Annotated in this window: 17 protein-coding genes and 1 pseudogene; 3 read left to right on the top strand and 15 right to left on the bottom strand. The window is 55.4% G+C overall.

Annotated features, from left to right (window positions below; translation table 11 throughout):
* Position 1: 1 nt before the first annotated feature.
* Entirely contained in the window at positions 2-862 is an 861-nt protein-coding gene (locus tag BM477_RS06405) for an MBL fold metallo-hydrolase (protein WP_075361841.1), read from the bottom strand.
* Positions 859-1704, bottom strand: coding sequence for a glutamate racemase (murI, locus tag BM477_RS06410; RefSeq protein ID WP_245792885.1), 846 nt, complete (start codon positions 1702-1704; stop codon positions 859-861). The genes BM477_RS06405 and murI overlap by 4 nt, the downstream gene beginning before the upstream one ends.
* A gap of 156 nt (positions 1705-1860) precedes the next feature.
* Here murI and BM477_RS06415 point away from each other — a divergent pair, with 156 nt between their 5' ends.
* The gene (locus tag BM477_RS06415) at positions 1861-3234 is read left to right on the top strand and encodes a nicotinate phosphoribosyltransferase (RefSeq protein WP_075361896.1); all 1374 of its coding nucleotides are present in this window, start codon (positions 1861-1863) and stop codon (positions 3232-3234) included.
* Between the two features lie 102 nt (positions 3235-3336).
* Here the strand turns inward: BM477_RS06415 and BM477_RS06420 are convergent, their stop codons facing one another.
* The 5 genes from BM477_RS06420 to trhO form a co-directional block, all read right to left on the bottom strand.
* On the bottom strand, positions 3337-5157 hold the full coding sequence (locus tag BM477_RS06420) for a DEAD/DEAH box helicase (protein ID WP_075361842.1): 1821 nt from the start codon (positions 5155-5157) through the stop codon (positions 3337-3339).
* Positions 5154-5519 carry a DUF3039 domain-containing protein gene (locus BM477_RS06425; protein ID WP_222842286.1) on the bottom strand — a complete coding sequence of 122 codons (366 nt, stop codon included), beginning with the start codon at positions 5517-5519 and terminating at the stop codon, positions 5154-5156. Before BM477_RS06425 ends, BM477_RS06420 begins: the two co-directional genes overlap by 4 nt.
* Before the next feature lie 117 nt (positions 5520-5636).
* The gene (nagB, locus tag BM477_RS06430; RefSeq protein ID WP_075361843.1) at positions 5637-6410 is read right to left on the bottom strand and encodes a glucosamine-6-phosphate deaminase; all 774 of its coding nucleotides are present in this window, start codon (positions 6408-6410) and stop codon (positions 5637-5639) included.
* A 172-nt stretch (positions 6411-6582) separates the two neighbouring features.
* Complete coding sequence (locus BM477_RS06435; protein ID WP_075361844.1) at positions 6583-6867, bottom strand: HU family DNA-binding protein; 285 nt, start codon at positions 6865-6867, stop codon at positions 6583-6585.
* Between the two features lie 283 nt (positions 6868-7150).
* The gene (trhO, locus tag BM477_RS06440) at positions 7151-8059 is read right to left on the bottom strand and encodes an oxygen-dependent tRNA uridine(34) hydroxylase TrhO (protein ID WP_075361845.1); all 909 of its coding nucleotides are present in this window, start codon (positions 8057-8059) and stop codon (positions 7151-7153) included.
* A gap of 129 nt (positions 8060-8188) precedes the next feature.
* On the opposite strand from trhO, the gene BM477_RS06445 reads away from it, so the two are divergent.
* Positions 8189-8842 carry an endonuclease III domain-containing protein gene (locus BM477_RS06445; RefSeq protein ID WP_245792886.1) on the top strand — a complete coding sequence of 218 codons (654 nt, stop codon included), beginning with the start codon at positions 8189-8191 and terminating at the stop codon, positions 8840-8842.
* A gap of 20 nt (positions 8843-8862) precedes the next feature.
* Here BM477_RS06445 and BM477_RS06450 read toward each other — a convergent pair whose 3' ends face one another.
* From BM477_RS06450 to BM477_RS08195, 4 genes are all read right to left on the bottom strand, one after another.
* Positions 8863-9591, bottom strand: a complete 729-nt coding sequence (locus BM477_RS06450; protein ID WP_075361847.1) for a hypothetical protein — start codon at positions 9589-9591, stop codon at positions 8863-8865.
* The gene (locus tag BM477_RS06455) at positions 9588-10958 is read right to left on the bottom strand and encodes a hypothetical protein (RefSeq protein ID WP_143230232.1); all 1371 of its coding nucleotides are present in this window, start codon (positions 10956-10958) and stop codon (positions 9588-9590) included. Before BM477_RS06455 ends, BM477_RS06450 begins: the two co-directional genes overlap by 4 nt.
* Before the next feature lie 10 nt (positions 10959-10968).
* Positions 10969-11184, bottom strand: a complete 216-nt coding sequence (locus BM477_RS08190) for a hypothetical protein (RefSeq protein WP_084543774.1) — start codon at positions 11182-11184, stop codon at positions 10969-10971.
* 105 nt (positions 11185-11289) lie between these two features.
* Positions 11290-11727, bottom strand: coding sequence for an ATP-binding cassette domain-containing protein (locus BM477_RS08195; protein ID WP_158024389.1), 438 nt, complete (start codon positions 11725-11727; stop codon positions 11290-11292).
* Positions 11728-11961: 234 nt separating this feature from the next.
* On the opposite strand from BM477_RS08195, the gene BM477_RS06465 reads away from it, so the two are divergent.
* Positions 11962-12579, top strand: coding sequence for a TMEM175 family protein (locus BM477_RS06465; RefSeq protein ID WP_075361849.1), 618 nt, complete (start codon positions 11962-11964; stop codon positions 12577-12579).
* A gap of 91 nt (positions 12580-12670) precedes the next feature.
* On the opposite strand, the gene BM477_RS06470 is transcribed toward BM477_RS06465, so the two are convergent.
* From BM477_RS06470 to BM477_RS06480, 4 genes and pseudogenes are all read right to left on the bottom strand, one after another.
* Positions 12671-13468 (bottom strand): MerR family transcriptional regulator, encoded by a 798-nt coding sequence (locus tag BM477_RS06470; protein ID WP_075361850.1) that lies wholly within the window; start codon positions 13466-13468, stop codon positions 12671-12673.
* A gap of 33 nt (positions 13469-13501) precedes the next feature.
* Entirely contained in the window at positions 13502-15223 is a 1722-nt protein-coding gene (locus BM477_RS06475; RefSeq protein ID WP_425425751.1) for an ATP-binding cassette domain-containing protein, read from the bottom strand.
* A gap of 89 nt (positions 15224-15312) precedes the next feature.
* A pseudogene (locus tag BM477_RS08640) lies at positions 15313-15931 on the bottom strand (ATP-binding cassette domain-containing protein); the annotation flags it as partial.
* Between the two features lie 15 nt (positions 15932-15946).
* The gene (locus BM477_RS06480) at positions 15947-16558 is read right to left on the bottom strand and encodes an ECF transporter S component (RefSeq protein ID WP_075361851.1); all 612 of its coding nucleotides are present in this window, start codon (positions 16556-16558) and stop codon (positions 15947-15949) included.
* Positions 16559-16583: the final 25 nt, after the last annotated feature.

Below are 16583 nucleotides of genomic sequence, written 5' to 3' on the forward strand. Positions count from 1 at the left end.
CTCAGATTAGGTAGGATTTACCTGACTCGGCGATTTCGAAGGGGCCGTCCCAAGTGGAGTTGATTTCTTGCTCTACCACTTCAGCTTCGGTCCACGGTTGAATATGGGTTGCGACTAGAGCACCCACGCCGGCTGATTTTGCCAGCTGCCCGGTCCTCTCCGCAGTCATGTGGATTCCGCGGGTTTCCGAGCCGTCAGGATTGGTGGGTACTTCAGTCGCAGTGAAGCCGGCCTCTGCAAGCAACAGATTCGCTCCGTTCGCTGCCGCAATTGTGGGATCATGCAGGTCAGTGTCACCAGTGTAGGTGAATACCGCAGTTTGGGTTTGCGTGACCGGCCCTAACTGTTTCGCGTTACCAATCTCATCGGTGGGGAAACCGGCAGGTCCTTCGATGCGGTAGCTCCAGGCGCGAACCGGATGCCACGCGGGGAATGCCGTGATTTTGAAGGGTCCGATTTCAACCTCCCGGTTGTGCGCGGAAATGACTGTCACATCAAATTCGTGGTCGTAGCTGCCTTGCGTATTGCCGTCAATCTGTCCAATTCGCTCTGTCGTCCCTTTTGGGCCAATCAGGCTAATGGTTCCACCTGACGAGCAGGGAGCCCATTTTTGAAATACGTGCAAGGAGACCAGGTCTGCGCAGTGGTCAGCATGGAGGTGAGTTAAGGCAACCGCGTCCAGTTCAGTGGGTTTCAAGTAGTTCCACATTTGCCCGTATCCGCCCGGGCCCAGGTCAAGGAGGATGCTCCAGATTCGGGTCCCGCCATTGCCATCAGGACCGGGAGCTTGCAGGAGGTACGAGGAGGCGGCGCTCTTCGGGCCAGACATGGAGCCGGTGCAGCCCACAATAGTTAATTTCATGAGGGCTTACCTTCTGTTCCATGGGGTTTAGTATGTGCGGATTGGTCACCAATCACCGTGACGCTGCGGACCGCAGGACCGATGAATCGTTTTGCCATTTCGGTAAAGTTTTCGGAGGCGTCCGTAATCATGAACTCATGCTTTGGTTCAGGCATTTGCGGGTCCCGTCCTTCGCCGGAGTCAGTGATGTAACGGTAGACGGATTCGGTGCTGGCATCAGAGGAGGACACGAGGTTCACCCCTGGTCCCATCACGTATGAGATGGCACCTTTAAGGAGAGGGTAATGGGTGCAACCGAGAATCACCGTATCCACTTCAGCGTCCTGCAAGGGCTTCACGTATTCGCTTACTTGCGCGATTACTTCCGGGCCGCTGGTTTGTCCTGCCTCCACCATGTCGACTAGGGCTGGGCAGGCTTGGGAGAATACCTGCACATTAGGGAATCGCGAGAGGACCTTATTATAGGAGCCTGACCTGATAGTTGCGGGGGTGGCGAGCACGCCGATTCGACCGCTGGGGCTGAGCGCCGCCGCATTGCGAGCGGCTGGCTCTACTACCTCAAAAACAGGAATTGAATAGAGGTTGCGCGCTTCTTCTAGCACTGCTGAGGAGGCCGTATTACAGGCAATCACCAGTGCTTTTACTCCGCGTTCGACCAACTTATCCATAATGTCGAGGGCGTAACCGCGAACCTCAGATATTGACTTGGTTCCATAGGGTACATGCGCGGTATCTCCAACATAAAGAATCTCCTCATGCGGCAACTGCTCAAGGATTGAGCGGGCCACCGTTAGCCCACCCACTCCTGAATCAAAAATTCCGATTGGCGCGTTATTCATCATTGTAAGACTAGCCAATTTCCGCAAGATTCCAACCCTTTGAGGGGGTGAGACTGGACACTACAGCGCGCCGAGATACCTAAATCAGCCATTTTTGATACATTAGTGTGTCTAAATCAACGTAGCAATGACTACCCTAACAGTTATATGATTGGTCACATGAGTGCTTCTTGGTCTACATCCTTGCTAACCGATATGTACGAGCTGACCATGGTGGATGCCGCTTTGAAGAGCCGCACAGCTGAGCGTCGCTCCGTTTTTGAACTCTTTGGTCGCCGTCTTCCTGATTCCCGCCGTTTCGGCGTTGTCGCCGGAACCGGACGCATCCTAGAAGCACTGCAACGCTTCGAGTTCACCCCTGAAGATATTGACTATCTGCATAAGCACAAAATCGTCTCAGATGACGCGATTGATTATTTCCGCGATTACCGTTTCACCGGCGACATCTGGGGTTACCGTGAAGGTGATGTTTACTTTAAGCATTCCCCCCTCATGACGGTGGAATCAACTTTCGCGGAGGCTTGCCTGCTGGAAACTGTGTTGTTGTCAATCCTCAACCATGACTGTGCGGTAGCTTCGGCGGCCTCCCGCATGACCATTGCCGCACACAAGCGCCCCTGCTTCGATATGGGTGCCCGCCGCACCCATGAGCGGGCCGGTGTTTCTGCAGCCCGCGCCTCCATGATTGGCGGCTTTGCTGGCACCTCAAACCTGGAGGCTGGTAAGCGTTACGGGATTCGCACCATCGGCACTTCAGCGCACTCCTTCACCCTACTCCATGACAGCGAGGAAGCAGCCTTCAAGGCACAGATTGATAGCCTTGGTCCCGGCACCACACTGCTGGTTGATACTTATGACATTCCCGAGGGCGTAGAGCGCGCCGTCGCTGCGGCACGCGCCGCCGGTGCCGAACTGGGTGCCGTCCGGATTGATTCCGGTGACCTGGTCGCGCAGGCCTTCAAGGTGCGTGGGCAGCTAGATCGTTTGGGCGCTAAGTCCACTAAGATTACGGTCACCTCAGACCTAGATGAGTACGCCATTGCGGCCCTCGGTGCAGCCCCGGTTGATTCCTACGGCGTGGGCACAAAGCTGGTCACTGGCTCCGGTATTCCAACTGCCGCTTTGGTTTATAAGCTGGTGGAGCGCGTAGGCGCGGACGGGAAAATGGAAGGCGTCGCTAAGGCCTCAAAGTCCAAGTCCACGATTGCGGGACGTAAATGGGCTGCCCGCGTCTATGACGAGGAAGGCTACGCCGCTGAGGAACGCCTGTATGTGGGCTCTTATGATGAGTTCTCACAGGTGCTGCAGAAAGAACAGGATCGGGGCATCACGATTACCCCGCGCCAGCGCAAAATGGTTTCAGATGGCGTGATTGATGAGCAGTGGATTGGCCCCGAAGCGGTGGTCCGTGGCGCTGAGCTGCACAAGGAGATCCGCGCGAAGCTCCCCTACGCTGCCTGGCACCTGTCCGAAGGCGAGCCAGCTATTGAGACTCGCGTAATTGAACTTCCCAGCGCTAACCCTGCCAAGTAGTCTACGAACAGACCCGCCACCGGCTAGATCGGCTGCAACCTAGATTCCTCAACGCTAGCTGAGTCGCAAGTAGAATCCGCTACCGGCTAAGCTACCTTGGCTTTAGCGTTTCCCGACGAACCAGCGCCTGAGCAAATCTATGCGCGCCTGAATCTGCTCAGTTGAGGCTTGCGGCACTTCCGGTCCCCCACAGCGCTGGCGTAGCTCAGCATGGATTTGGGCGTGCGGTGTCCCATTCCGGCGCGACCAGCCTGAGACCAGGTTCTGTAGTTCTTTCCGTTTCGCGGCCCGCAGACGATGCGCACTCAAGTTCGCGTTAGCGTCACGTTGCGCTTTCGTGGCAGCTTCACGACTGCGCCGATGCTGCTCTGCTTTCATCTGCTCTTTTTGATGCTGCCGGAGCAACGATTCCACCTGGTCGGGTTCCAAAAGCCCAGGAATCCCTAAGTAGTCTTGCTCTTCCGGGGAGCCAACTTGGCCGCCTAAACCGAACTGGCTGCCATCGAAGAGAACAGAATCAAATTCTGCTTCCGCCCCTAGAGCTTCAAAGCCTTCCAGCATGTCGGAGCTGGCTTTCTCCTGGCGGTTAGCTTCCCGCATCTCATCTTCTGGGCTGCGTTCTGCCGCTTCGGGACGATCCAGCGCATGGTCACGTTGCACTTCCATCTCTGAGGCCAGCTCAAGTAGCGGCATCACTGACGGCAAAAACACGCTGGCCGTTTCACCGCGCCTACGAGCACGCACAAAACGTCCAATAGCCTGCGCAAAAAACAAGGGGGTGGAGGTGGAAGTCGCATACACACCGACGGCTAGCCTGGGCACGTCCACGCCCTCGGAAACCATCCTCACAGCCACCATCCAGCGGGCGTCAGACTGCGAGAACTCCTCAATCTTCGCGGAAGCCCCAGAGTCATCCGAAAGCACCACGGTGGGAGCCTTGCCGGTAATCTCACGCAACTGCTTCGCGTAGGCGCGCGCCGCCATCTGGTTAGAGGCAATCACCAACCCGCCCGCGTCGGGGACGCTGCGACGCACCTGGGTGAGACGCTGATCCGCCGCGGAAAGTACCGCCGGCATCCACTGCCCTTTCGGATCCAGCGCGGTCCGCCAAGCCTGCTTCGTCATGTCTTTCGTGAGGGGCTCCCCCAGCCGCGCCTGCACCTCATCCCCAGCGCTGGTACGCCAATGCATGGAACCCGAATATGACATGAAAATCACCGGACGAACCACACTGTCACGCAGCGCCTGGGCGTACCCATAAACGTAGTCCGCATGAGAGCGCCGAATCCCCTGCTCATCTTCAACGTAGCGGACGAATGGAATGGGGGCGCTATCAGAGCGGAAAGGGGTGCCCGTCAAAGCGAGGCGGCGGGTGGCATCCGCAAAGGCAATCCCGATCCCGTCACCCCAGGTGAGGCTGTCGCCGCCGTGGTGGATTTCGTCGAGGATGACGAGGGTGCGATGGGCTCGCGTGCGGGTCTCATGTACTTGCGGATTTGCCCCAACCTGCGCGTAGGTGACTGCTACTCCATCGAAATGGGAGCCGGCCACTCTTTGCGCATTAGTGAAGGCAGGATCCAGCTGGATACCCACGCGAGCAGCCGCATCAGCCCACTGGTTTTTCAGATGCTCCGTGGGGCAGACAACCGTAATCTTGTCAATGACTCCGTCGGCCAGAAGGCCAGCTGCAATCCGGAGTGCGAACGTGGTTTTGCCGGCTCCCGGGGTGGCGACGGCAAGGAAATCTTTAGGGGCAAGGGCCTGGTATTTTTCGATAGCGGCCGCCTGCCAGGCGCGTAGTGACGTGACCGTTCCCCAGGCTGCCCGGCGCGGATAGGCAGGCGATAAGCTCTGCGCTGCGGAGGGAGAGACGTTAGCTGGAAGAGAGGAATCAGCGGACGGGGAAGGCGGTAGCGGCGTCACGAGTCGCTTCCGGAGTCCGAACCGGACCCGGAACCATTATCGCCATTAAAAGGCCAGCCTTTACCGTTGTTCTTTGAAGCCTCATAGATGGCTTTGCAGGTCGGGCAAACGGGATAGTCTTTCGGGTTCTTCCGAGGAATCCAGACTTTGCCGCACAGGGCAATCACCATGCGACCGGGAGCGGCTTTACGGGAACGCACATAGTGTGCGTAGCGCTCATCGTCACCGTCGTCTTTCTTTGCGTCAGTGTCGGGCTTTTCCATGACCCCGACAGCACCTGCCGTTTGGGGCTCAGGGGCCGCAAACGGATCTTCAGGACCGGTTGGTGCATTGTGGGATTCAGAGGAAATCATGTTTGCCATTTTACCGCCCGTCCCTCACAGATGCCACTGACCGGAGCGGAGGTGAATCTCACCCCTGCGCTCCGGTCAGTAAAAATTCTTGATTGACGGTGTGATTCTTCGCCTTTAGTCAGCGAATCAGTGACTCTCCGCAGCCTGCATTTCGCGGTAGTAATCAATCAGCTTCAGCTTGGAAGCGGCAGCCTCATCAAGGAATACTTTAGCGTTGGGGTGCATTTGCATGATGGTGGCCGGCCACATTGCACTGATTGCGCCCTCGACCATCTGTGCCACAGCCTCAGCCTTGTTAGCGCCGGTAGCGACCAGGCAGAGTTCCTCAGCGTCCATGATGGTGCCTAGGCCTTGGGTGACGCAGTGGGTGGGGACCTTGCTCAGGTCATCATCGAAGAAGCGAGCATTGTCAACGCGGGTCTGCTTGGTCAGGGTGTCCACGTGGGTGCGGGAGACGAGGGAGCCGCCCGGCTCATTGAAGGCGATGTGGCCGTCAGAGCCGATACCCAAAATCTGGAGGGCTACGCCACCCTTGTCTTTGATTAGCTGATCGTATTCCTTCACTGCTACCTGCAGGTCTTCAGCGTTACCTTCAGGGCCGTGCACGTTTTCCGGCTTCACGTCAACCTGGGAGGCAATCTCGGTGTGGATGACGTTGTGGTAGCGTTCCGGATGGTCCTCAGCAATACCTACGTACTCATCCAGCATGAAGAAGTGCGAGTCTTTGAAAGAGAGCCTGCCAGCGGCAACGCGAGCAATCAACTCACGGTAGGTGGGGAGCGGCGAAGAGCCGGTTGCAACGCCTAGGTTTGCCTGCGGGCGAGCGGTGAAAACCTCTTCGATACGATCCGCAATTGCTTTACCGATAGCCTCTTCAGAAGGAAGAATAAAAATCTCCATGTTATTCCTTTCGCGGAGCAAAGTTGCAACATTGCTCATTTTTGTGTCACCACTATTCTACCCATTGCGGCACCCATTACAAGGCCGAATCGGTGTGATTAGATAGCAAAAGGGCCCACAATCGTGGGCCCTTTTTCGATGTAGCTGAGCTTCAGCTACATAAGTGCAAGAATCACTTCTTGGCAACAGCCTTCTTCAAGGTGGAGCCAGCGGAAATCTTCACACCGTAGCCGGCGGGAATGTGAATCTCTTCGCCGGTGCGGGGGTTGCGGCCGGTGCGAGCTGCACGCTCAACACGCTCAACTGAGAGCAGGCCGGTGACCTTAACAGCTTCACCCTCGGACAGGGAGGAGATCAGCACGTCCTGGAAAGCGGACAGTGCGGCGTCTGCCTGCACCTTGGTCAAGGAGGCGCGCTCCGCAATAGCTGCTACTAGTTCGGTACGGTTAATCGACATAAAGTTCACCCTTCATCATATTGGCAGGATACGGACGTATCCTGGGTAAGAACGTGACGGCCAGACATTTACTGACCGTCTCGCATCCTGATAGACATTTTGCCGTGTTTTACGCGAAATTACACGGCGAAACCACGAATATCAGCAAAATTGCCCCGAATTTGTGACGTAGTCCGAAGTTTTTCGCTATTTTCGGGCCGAAACTCATGGTCTGACCGCAATATTCCCCTGTTTATGGGGGAATGTCAATGCCTAAGCGCGGTCTTAGAGACTTATCTCAAACTCAGGCGTTGATTGCCGAAGTTATCTTCACGCATTCTGATTTACCGCAGTTATTGGTGGAGGGATTAGCGTGACATTCAGGGCAGAGCAGGATCAGTTCACGGCAGTCATTATTACCACAGTTGTAGAACTTGTGGGTGCCTTCACCGCAGTGGACGCACTGGCCCAAAACTTTGACATCCGGACCGAACTCCATGTGCATACGACGATCAAAGACGTAGAGGGAGCCTTCCCACAGGCCCTGGTTGCCGTATTTTTCACCGTAGCGCACGATGCCACCATCCATCTGGTAGACCTGCTTGAAGCCACGGTTCTTCATTAGGGCGGTCAAGATTTCGCAACGAATCCCACCGGTACAGTAGGTGACGATTGGTTTGTCTTTCAGATCGTCATAGGCGCCGGACTCAATTTCGGCAATGAAATCGCGGGTGGTTTCAGTGTTGGGCACGACCGCGTTCTTGAAGTGACCAATTTTTGCTTCCATCGCGTTACGACCATCGAAGAACACTATGTCACCGTTGTTCTCATCCATCAGTTCATGGAGCTGTTCGGGCTTGAGGTGGACGCCGCCGCCCACTACCCCACCGTTGTCCACTTTGATTTCTTCGGGAACACCGAAGGTGACAATTTCTTTGCGCACTTTCACGCTCAGGCGCGGGAAGTCCTCAGCCCCACCTTGCGAAATCTTGAACTCCATGCCCTTAAAACCGGGGTAGGAGCGGGTCTGTCGCATGTATTGTTTGCAGGCGGATAGTTCACCGCCAACAGTACCGTTAATGCCGTGCTCAGAAATAATGATGCGACCAGTCAAACCCAGCTTTTCACACAGGGTGCGCTGCCACAGCATGATTGCTTGCGGGTCAGCTAGCGGAACGAAGTAATAGTATAGAAGGATTCTGCTTTCACTCATTTAGCCAGTTTACACCAGTATGCCGCTCTCACAGAACGGCTTTACCCGATTTTGATGCCTGGTAAGCGAGGGCTGCATTAGACTTGTCGCATTGCTTTACTGTTCGGTTTTGGAAAGGTGCCTGCCCTGATGAGCCCATCGAACCAGATGAAGAAGACCGCAAAGGATTTGTGGCGCCTGTTCGATTGGCTGGATTCCAGTTTTGACGCAGGGAAGTGGTGGCCGGCTGAGACTCGGTTTGAGATTTTGGTGGGCGCGGTTTTAACCCAGAATACGGCGTGGACGAATGTGGAGAAGGCGATTGTTGCTTTACGGAGCGACGGCCTGTTGGAGGCTTCCGCACTGTTAGCGGCGGAGCCGGAGCGGGTGGCGGAGCTGATTTATCCGACCGGGTATCGCAACACAAAAGCGGTGTATTTGCGGGAGATTTCGCGCTGGTTCCTTAACTTTGACGGGTCCGTTTCAGGCTTGGGGGACGAGGATGTGAGGTCGTCGCTCTTGTCGGTGCGCGGAGTCGGGGATGAGACGGCGGATGATATTTTGCTGTACGCCTATAACCGCCGGGTCTTCATCTATGACCTGTATTGCCGCAGGTTTTTCAAGGCCACCGGGATTGGAGATTTTAGTAGCTACCGGCAGGCAAAAACTGCAATTGATCCGGCGGTCAGGGAGGCTGAATTCTCCCTCGACCAACTGCAACTGTTCCACGGATTGATCGTGGAATGGGGTAAGCAGTTCCGGGCGAATCCCCTCTTGCTATCTGAAAGCAGGGCTTTGCAGTAAGCGGGCTTTCCTTGAACGTGTCATTTACCGATCTGCCCCAGTTTGGTAAAAATCGGTTGGATGAGGATGTGCGCACCTCCTCGGGACCACATCCAGAACGCTCCCCCAGCAAGGAAGATGATGATGGCGACCGCTTGCCCGCCGGTGGTGATTGTTGTGTATCTTGCTGAAGCGATGGAGGGCCAAGGCAATTGCGTGTTGTAGAAGACGCTTTGCCCGAAAACCATTGCGACCCAGGCGGTAACCGAGATGAGGGGGCCCGCAATCTTCCCAAAGACGGCAACGGTGAGGGCTGCCAGCCCGATGAAGGCGAAGCTTTGGTAGACAATCGTGGCAGAGAATAGGTCTGTAATCGTATCGGGAGATCTAGCGATTTCAAGGCCGAGTATGCTCTGTAGGATTGAAGTCGGCAGTACTCGGTACAGTAGCCAGAGAAAGTAGTGAAGGGGCCCTAGTAGCACGCTGATAATCAGAAAGAAGCTCAGGGCGGAGATTTCTAGCCTACGCACAGAGAGCTGTTCAATGATGGGGGCGGAGGGAACCCAACTGACGAAGGCGGCGAGCGCATAGATGAGAGTCAGAATCTCTATCATGGGAATGTCACGGGGAACGGGACTACCCCCGAGGTGGAATCTGAAGTAGAGGCCTTGGATAAAAATCAGCGCAATCGCGATTAGGATTCCCGCTCCGATAACTATTTCCCAGTTTCTCCCCCGCCAGTAGGGGGAAACTTTCACGATGCTAGTCATTGGGGGATTCCTAACTGTTCCAACTGACAGTTCATGAGGGCGTCACGGTTACGGCTGAACCATTCAGTGAACTGGCTGTCGCTCAGTTTCAAAAGAGTTTTGGTTTCTTCCGAATAGTCTTCAGTGAGGGTGTCCAGTTTCAATACTTTTGTCGCATCACTGTTTTCTTCTGGCTGGTCCCCGACTGTCTTTATCAGAATCGCATTGCTTGCTGCGCGGGAGATTTCACTAGCTGAGGACTGCGAGGATTCACTTGAGGCGTCCCCTGCAGGGCATTTCTTGTTGCCAGTTAGATAATCAGAAATTTCTGCCCGTACCTGGGTGCGGTACTCCTGGTTGGTGAAACTGCCAGTGGTCGGCACTGTAATGCTTTGCGGGTCTGCTTTAACGTTCTGCTGATAGTGGTCTTGCTGGATTCGTATGGATTCGGGGGCAGTGTCAGTTAGCGCCAGAATTTTATTGGCTTCTTCAGCGATTATTGGCGCTATGGATTTTTCTACTGCATAGGTGCAGATTTTGATTCCGGTGGCGGAGTTTTCGCAATGCGAAGGCTCGTCTTGGAAGTAAAACAAGGGTGGGGAAACCAACATCGCGGGAATCAGAACGAGGATTGGAAGAGCGGGCACCACCCAAAGGGTTTTCTGATTCCGGTTGCCTAAGTAGAGGTTAAGCAGATAGTAGGCACATAACGCCATCAGCGTGAAGATGCCTAGTCGTGAAACTTCAACTCCCATGGCTAGTTGCGCTCCGGTGGGAGGAAATTTGGTAAGCCACACCGTCGCGCCGGAAAGGGTGGAGTAACCCGTATTGAACAACACGGTCTCATTCAAGAAGGTTGGCAAGATTGCTACGAATGCAACAGCTAACGGCGCGAATAGCATCCCGAACTGTTTGGGACTGAAAATTGCGACTGTATAGGCCAATAATGTGAGTGCCATAATGGCTGCGCTGGTAGCCAGCAGGGAGATCAGAACGCTCAGTGTGAAGTCGGGAGCGCCAGAGCTTATTAGCCGCACTAGATACGGGATAGTACCAATTATTAGACCCGTATAGATGGGAGCCAACACTTGCAGTTGATGCCGCAAAATGATTGTCGAGGTTTTTACTGCGGGCGCAGCCCCCACGATTACATTATTCGTGCGCAACAGCATGGCTGGCAAACTCGCTAGCACACTAGCTAGGATGCTGATTCCGAGGGTGGCTTCTCTCCAGTTGGCCGCTAAAGTCTGCCAGCTACTAGGGCGCCAGAATTCGAATGTTTGAGCGGAAAATAGGACAAAGACAGCGGTCACTGCGGCAATTAGCCAAAAGCTGAGCGAGTGGTAGATAGCAAATGCTGGCTTTGACGAGGTTGTTTTGAGACTCATCGTGGTGACCTCACTGCCGGTTGGAGAGTACATACTGGTAACCGGCCTCAATGGTGGACAGGCCCGGCTCAGCGTGCGCTTCTCCAATTTCGGTCAATTCAGCGGCAGAGCCCGTGTAGAGAAGTTGCCCGGCATCCATGATTTGTACGTCGGAAGCCATATATGCTAGGTCTTCAACCTGATGTGTGGTGATCAGAATGCAGGATTCTTCACCTAGTCTTTCCAATAGTTTTCTGATACCAATCCGCTGGTTGGGGTCTAGGCCTACGGTTGGCTCATCTAACAGCAGTAGTCGTGGCCGATGCGCGATAGCGCAAGCAATCCCTAAACGCTACCTCATACCTCCCGACAGGGATGAAGCTTTATCTGTTTCACGTTCTAATAGCCCCACGGTTTGTAGCGCCCAACTGGCGGCCTGACTGGTTTCAGCAGGTTTCACGCCGTGCGCCCAAGCCGCATATTCCACATTGTCTTTGAGTGAGCGCCGATCCAGTAGCTCAAACTTTTGCGGCAGATACCCAATCAGTCCGCGGGCTTGAGCCCGGTTCTTGCTTGATTTTACTGAAAACCCGCCAACATTTATCTCTCTTTGCTGCAACGGCAAGGCTGTGGAGAGCAGTTTCATCAAAGTCGATTTCCCTGCCCCGTTAGGACCAAGGATTCCGGTTATGCCTTTGTCGTAAGATGTAGAAAGCTGACGGAGCGCCTGGTGTGAGCCGTAGGCGAAACTCACTCCGAAAATATCAACGATCTTTGTTGGTGGGTTCACAGTCAGCCTCCGTTTAGCGCCAAACAATGAAATAGGGGGTACCTGCAGAGCAGCGGGTAGCGATTATCTCTAGAGTTTTCATCACATTCCTCCTGAGAGAAGATAAAATACTGTGTCATCAAGAGAACACTCGCACAAAATGATAGTAACAGAACAATAAGCTAAGTTTAGGGCAGATTTATTGCGTTTCAAGCAACTTTCTAAACGGGTTTAGTGCGGTAAGGAGGGTACGTCTTGGACACTGGCAGGATGGAAGCTTTTAGCGATGGCGTGCTAGCCATCGTCATTACCATCATGGTATTAAAATTGACGCTTTCCGAGGGGCCCGATTGGACAACCCTGACCGACGCGGCACCCGTCTTAATGGCCTATGTGGTGAGCTACCTATATGTGGGTATCTATTGGGCGAACCATCATCACTTGGTCAAAGTAGCAGAATCCGTGTCTGGCACCATTTTGTGGATGAATCTGCTGTGGCTGTTTTGGATGACGCTAATCCCAGTCGCTACAGAGTGGGTGGGCTTGTACCCGTTCTCGCGTATTCCGACCCTGTTTTATGGGGTAATCCTGTTCTTGTCTGCGCTCTCTTACCATCTGCTGCAAACTTCGATTGTGCGTCAGGCGGGACCTGATTCTGCGATTGCGAGACGTATCGGTAAAGACTGGAAAGGCAAGCTCTCCATCTTGGCGTATGGTTTAGCTGCTGCCGGTTCTCTTTTCCAACCAATCATCTCTTACGCTTTCTATGCGATTGTAGCGATTGCGTGGATTGTTCCAGATGTGCGACTAGAGCAGTTGTTCGGGGAAATCGAAGCTTCACCGCCTGAGAGCGATACGGCCAGCAATGAGTGAGCTGTTTTAAGGTGTTAAATCCCGCTGACTGGCTGCAGGCGGTGAATAGACACCTACAGCCATTCGAGTTCATTTATTTGGGGACGCCCGCCTACTGCCATTGGGCGGCGGCCGGGTCAACCCCGTTCGCTTCGGCGTTGGCATCAATAATGGCTTTCAGCCATTCAGCTAAACCCTCGGCGCGCTCCTCATAGTAGGCGCGAAAACGCGGGTCACCCACGTAGCCGCGGGCTAGCAGCACCTGCTTGGCGTGCGTGACAGGGAAGAAAGCGGAAACCAGTTCACGGTGTACTTCCGCTAGCCGGTTCGCTTCCTCGCTGCCGGGCTTAACGCCAGCTTTCATTCCGGCTACCAGCTGGCTTTCCACCTGGGCTGTCCGGGTTTTCATGTCAGCCCAGTCTGAGGCGCTCATCTGTGCGGCAACCTGTGCGCTGGCTTTCCAGTCGTCAGTGTCACCCCACTTTTCTTCGGCTTCATCCTGGTATGCAGCGAAACTGGCGTCCCCTAAGATTTCACCGATTTCTTCAGCAGATAGTTTATGCTCGCTCATTGTTTCCTCCAGCAGGTGGTTTACGGCTTGAACCATCCGGTCCAGTTCGCCTTGTTTTTCGATGAGCAAGTCACGCTGACGACGCAGATGGGTGACCGCATCCCCCTCGTCCTCAAATAGCTTCCCAATCTGATCCAAGCTCATGCCGGTGGCCCGGTAAATCATGACCTGTTGCAGACGCTCAATATCTTCCGGGCCGTATAGGCGATACTCTGACCAGGTGCGTTCCGTAGGCTGAACCAGTCCGCGTTCTTCCCAATAGTGAAGGGTGCGCACTGACAGGCCGAGGAGGCGGGAAACCTCCCCCACTGTGCGTAAATCATCTGGTTTCTTGCTCATGCCTCCACCCTAGAATCTGACGTTGCGTCAGGGTCAAGCCGAAACTGTCAGCCACACTCCTAGCGCCCAAACTACTAACACGACTACGGTATCAATAATGCGCCAAGGTACCTGCTGGAACTCGGTGCGCGTCCGGTAGGCGCCCAGTGCCCGAGAGTCCATGGACAGTGCCACTCGCTCCGCATGTTGGACGCCCAGAATCATGAGCGGCAGCGCCGACCCGAACCAGCGCACCACGGGACCGAATATCCCCCACTTGGAGCCGATTCTCCGCAAGGCACGGGCGGTCCGCAGCAGGGTGAAATCACGGCGGAAACCTTGGATGAAAGCGATCGCGGTAGTACCTGCCGCGCCGATCCGGTAAGGCAGCCGCATAGTGGTGGTGAGCGTAGTGATCACCGACGCAGGGTCACTGTAAACACCCGACAGCAGAACTAATCCAAGGAAGGCACCCACCATCGTGCTGGCGGTAACGGAGGAGCCGTAATCGTAAATGTAGACGGCCTCTCCCCCGGCGGACCAACTGTAGTTGAAAGCTAAAAACAACAAGCCGGCGACCAGCCAGCTGGCGGCAACCGTGCCCGCCGCGCGACGCCAACCCGGTCGGGCTGCAATAATCAGCCCACTGACCACAATCATGGTGGTCAGGTTAAGGCTGGTGCTACGTACCGCGACTAGCGCATACAGCATCGGCAAAATCGCCAAAAACAGAGTCATCGGGTTCAGTGCGCTGAACAAGCCTTTGGGCTTCACTGGTCGCGGAGGTATCGCGGGCTGAGGGGATGGCACGGGCTGAGGGGATAGCACGGGCCGAGGGGGTATCGCTGGCCGAGGGGGTATCCGGGTCTGGACCTGCGGTGAATCCAGCTGTGCTGCCGGCGGATTCGCATCCGGTAGCACAATCAAATGTGAGGCGTGAGAGAGCGCCAGGTTAATATCGTGCGTCGCCATCAGCACGGTCCGGCCCTCCGCGCGGAGCTGTTCGATGAAATCAACCAGCTCACAGGTGTTATCCCAGTCCTGCCCGTAGGTTGGCTCATCCAGCACAATAATTTGCCGTTGTTCCGCGACCATCGTGGCCACTGAAAGGCGCCTAGCTTGACCGCCTGACAGGGTGAGCGGATGCCGGTCGCGATGCTCCCACAAGTGGAACTGCTTGAGCAGCTCCTCACAGCGCTCATTGCTAACGCCGGTAATCAAGATTTCTTTCTGCACGGTGCTGGCTACCAGCTGATGTTCAGGATTTTGGAACACGTAGCCGACCTGATAGCGGCCCTTCCGCACCTCTTTACCGACGGCCTGCGCGACCGTGCCCTCGCTCTTTAACAGTCCGGCAAGGCCCGAAACAAGGGAGGTTTTCCCCGCCCCATTCGGTCCCAGCACCGCAAGGAATTCTCCGCCAGCCAGTCGCAAGGAAATCTTCGGGCTCCGGCCGGGAATGTCGTAACCTTGCAGATTCAGCACTGGAGTTGAGCCTGCCGCGCTGGTGTCCAGTCCAGCTACCTGCCGCCACTGTCCGCCGGTCTTTTCATAGTAGGCGACGTCCGTTTTAACTAAATCATGCAGGCTGGGATGCTTAATGCTTTCACTGCCAGATTGGAGGCTTTGCACGCCCTCGTCCCTGAGTTCACGCGGCAACCAGACCCCGATTTCTTTGAGCTGGGAGGTGTACTGCTGGAAGACCTGGGCGGGGCTACCTTGGGCGAGGACTTTCCCTTCCGCGTCGAGGGCGATTACTTGGTCCAGCACCGGCATCAGGGAGTCCAGATTATGGTCGATAATCACTACTGCGGAGCCGGCCGCGGCCCGCTCCCGCACAATCTGGTGGATGGTTTCGCGCCCGAAATCATCGATTGTTGAGGTTGGCTCATCGAGGATAAGTAGTCGCGGGTGCGGGGCCAAAGCCGCCGCCAAGGCGAGGCGCTGCCTTTGCCCGCCTGAAAGCGTCCACGGGTCGTCCCAAATTTTTGGTAGCAAACCAACCTGCTGCAAGACCTCAACTACACGGGACTCATTTTTCTCCAGATCCCAGCACAGATTCTGCAGCGGGAAAGCAACCTCATCATGGACGCTGCGGGTAATGATGGCGGCGTCAGGATTTTGGCCCACATAGCCGACGTTCGTGGCAATAGTTTCAATGGTGGCGGCGGCAATCTCCTCCCCTGCCAACGCCACATTACCGGCGTACCGGGAGGGGATGCAGTGCGGGATCAGGCCAGCTAGGGTGCGAATCAAGGTGGTTTTGCCGCAGCCGGAAGGCCCAATAATAGCCGTCACCTGGTGGGTTAGCTGATTGAATGTCACATCCCCCAGTAGCCAGCGGGGTGTGCCCAGATAGTTGACGGCGAGGTCTTTGACTGTAATTAGGGTTTCGTTCTTGCCGTCAGGGTCGTCTACTGGAGGGCGTCCACGGCCAGCCAAAGTCTGCGCCCCCGTCTCAGCGGCGCGGATGTCATGATTCATCAGATTGCTTGCAATCTACTTTTTGTGATCGAAGCCGACGCCAGCGCGGTTAAAGAGCTTGGTGAGACCAATCGCGGCTAAGCCTCCCAGCAGCGCGGAAGCCACCGAGATCAGCACCATGGGAATCATGGAGCCGTAACCGACCGTGACCTGCAAGAGCATGGTGTACATCCAGCCGTTCATGAAGCCGAAAAAACCGGCAGAAATCAAGAATGCCCACCAAGTCCACTTGCGGTAAAGCATGACGGCCAGAGGAATCTCAATGAAAGCACCACCGATCAGGTTACCGACGATAGCACCGGGTCCGGCGGGGGTAGTGAAAACACTGATAATACCGGCGATGAGGGCGGCAATCATGACCGCACCGGGACGACGCACCACGGTGGCGGGCAGCAGGTAGGGAATCACCCACAAGCCCATGATGGAAACTCCCACGTAAACGGCTTTCGGGGATGATCCCGCCGCCGGAGCCAAATAGTTCAGCGGGATTAAGAGAATCATTCCCAGCACGGCAAGTGCCGCTGTCACCATTAGGTTTCGGGTGCCGAGGGCGGAGTCCGCCAGTCCCTTACGGGCGGAAGTGTGAATCTGGCGCTCATTATTCTCTACAGGATTATTGGTTTCCATCAGTGCAATCCTTTTGCAAATCAGT

This window comes from Boudabousia marimammalium (assembly GCF_001936115.1).
Classification (GTDB): Bacteria; Actinomycetota; Actinomycetes; order Actinomycetales; family Actinomycetaceae; genus Boudabousia; species Boudabousia marimammalium.

What these genes read in the sequence shown, in the direction of transcription:
- BM477_RS06480 (WP_075361851.1), bottom strand. Translation starts at nt 16,558, where the DNA reads ATGGAAACCAATAATCCTGTAGAGAATAATGAGCGCCAGATTCACACT.
- nagB (WP_075361843.1), bottom strand. Translation starts at nt 6,410, where the DNA reads ATGGAGATTTTTATTCTTCCTTCTGAAGAGGCTATCGGTAAAGCAATT.
- BM477_RS06455 (WP_143230232.1), bottom strand. Translation starts at nt 10,958, where the DNA reads ATGAGTCTCAAAACAACCTCGTCAAAGCCAGCATTTGCTATCTACCAC.
- murI (WP_245792885.1), bottom strand. Translation starts at nt 1,704, where the DNA reads ATGATGAATAACGCGCCAATCGGAATTTTTGATTCAGGAGTGGGTGGG.
- BM477_RS06415 (WP_075361896.1), top strand. Translation starts at nt 1,861, where the DNA reads ATGAGTGCTTCTTGGTCTACATCCTTGCTAACCGATATGTACGAGCTG.
- BM477_RS06475 (WP_425425751.1), bottom strand. Translation starts at nt 15,223, where the DNA reads ATGCCGGTGCTGGACCAAGTAATCGCCCTCGACGCGGAAGGGAAAGTC.
- BM477_RS06470 (WP_075361850.1), bottom strand. Translation starts at nt 13,468, where the DNA reads ATGAGCAAGAAACCAGATGATTTACGCACAGTGGGGGAGGTTTCCCGC.
- BM477_RS06450 (WP_075361847.1), bottom strand. Translation starts at nt 9,591, where the DNA reads ATGACTAGCATCGTGAAAGTTTCCCCCTACTGGCGGGGGAGAAACTGG.
- trhO (WP_075361845.1), bottom strand. Translation starts at nt 8,059, where the DNA reads ATGAGTGAAAGCAGAATCCTTCTATACTATTACTTCGTTCCGCTAGCT.
- BM477_RS06405 (WP_075361841.1), bottom strand. Translation starts at nt 862, where the DNA reads ATGAAATTAACTATTGTGGGCTGCACCGGCTCCATGTCTGGCCCGAAG.
- BM477_RS06445 (WP_245792886.1), top strand. Translation starts at nt 8,189, where the DNA reads ATGAGCCCATCGAACCAGATGAAGAAGACCGCAAAGGATTTGTGGCGC.
- BM477_RS06435 (WP_075361844.1), bottom strand. Translation starts at nt 6,867, where the DNA reads ATGTCGATTAACCGTACCGAACTAGTAGCAGCTATTGCGGAGCGCGCC.
- BM477_RS06425 (WP_222842286.1), bottom strand. Translation starts at nt 5,519, where the DNA reads ATGGCAAACATGATTTCCTCTGAATCCCACAATGCACCAACCGGTCCT.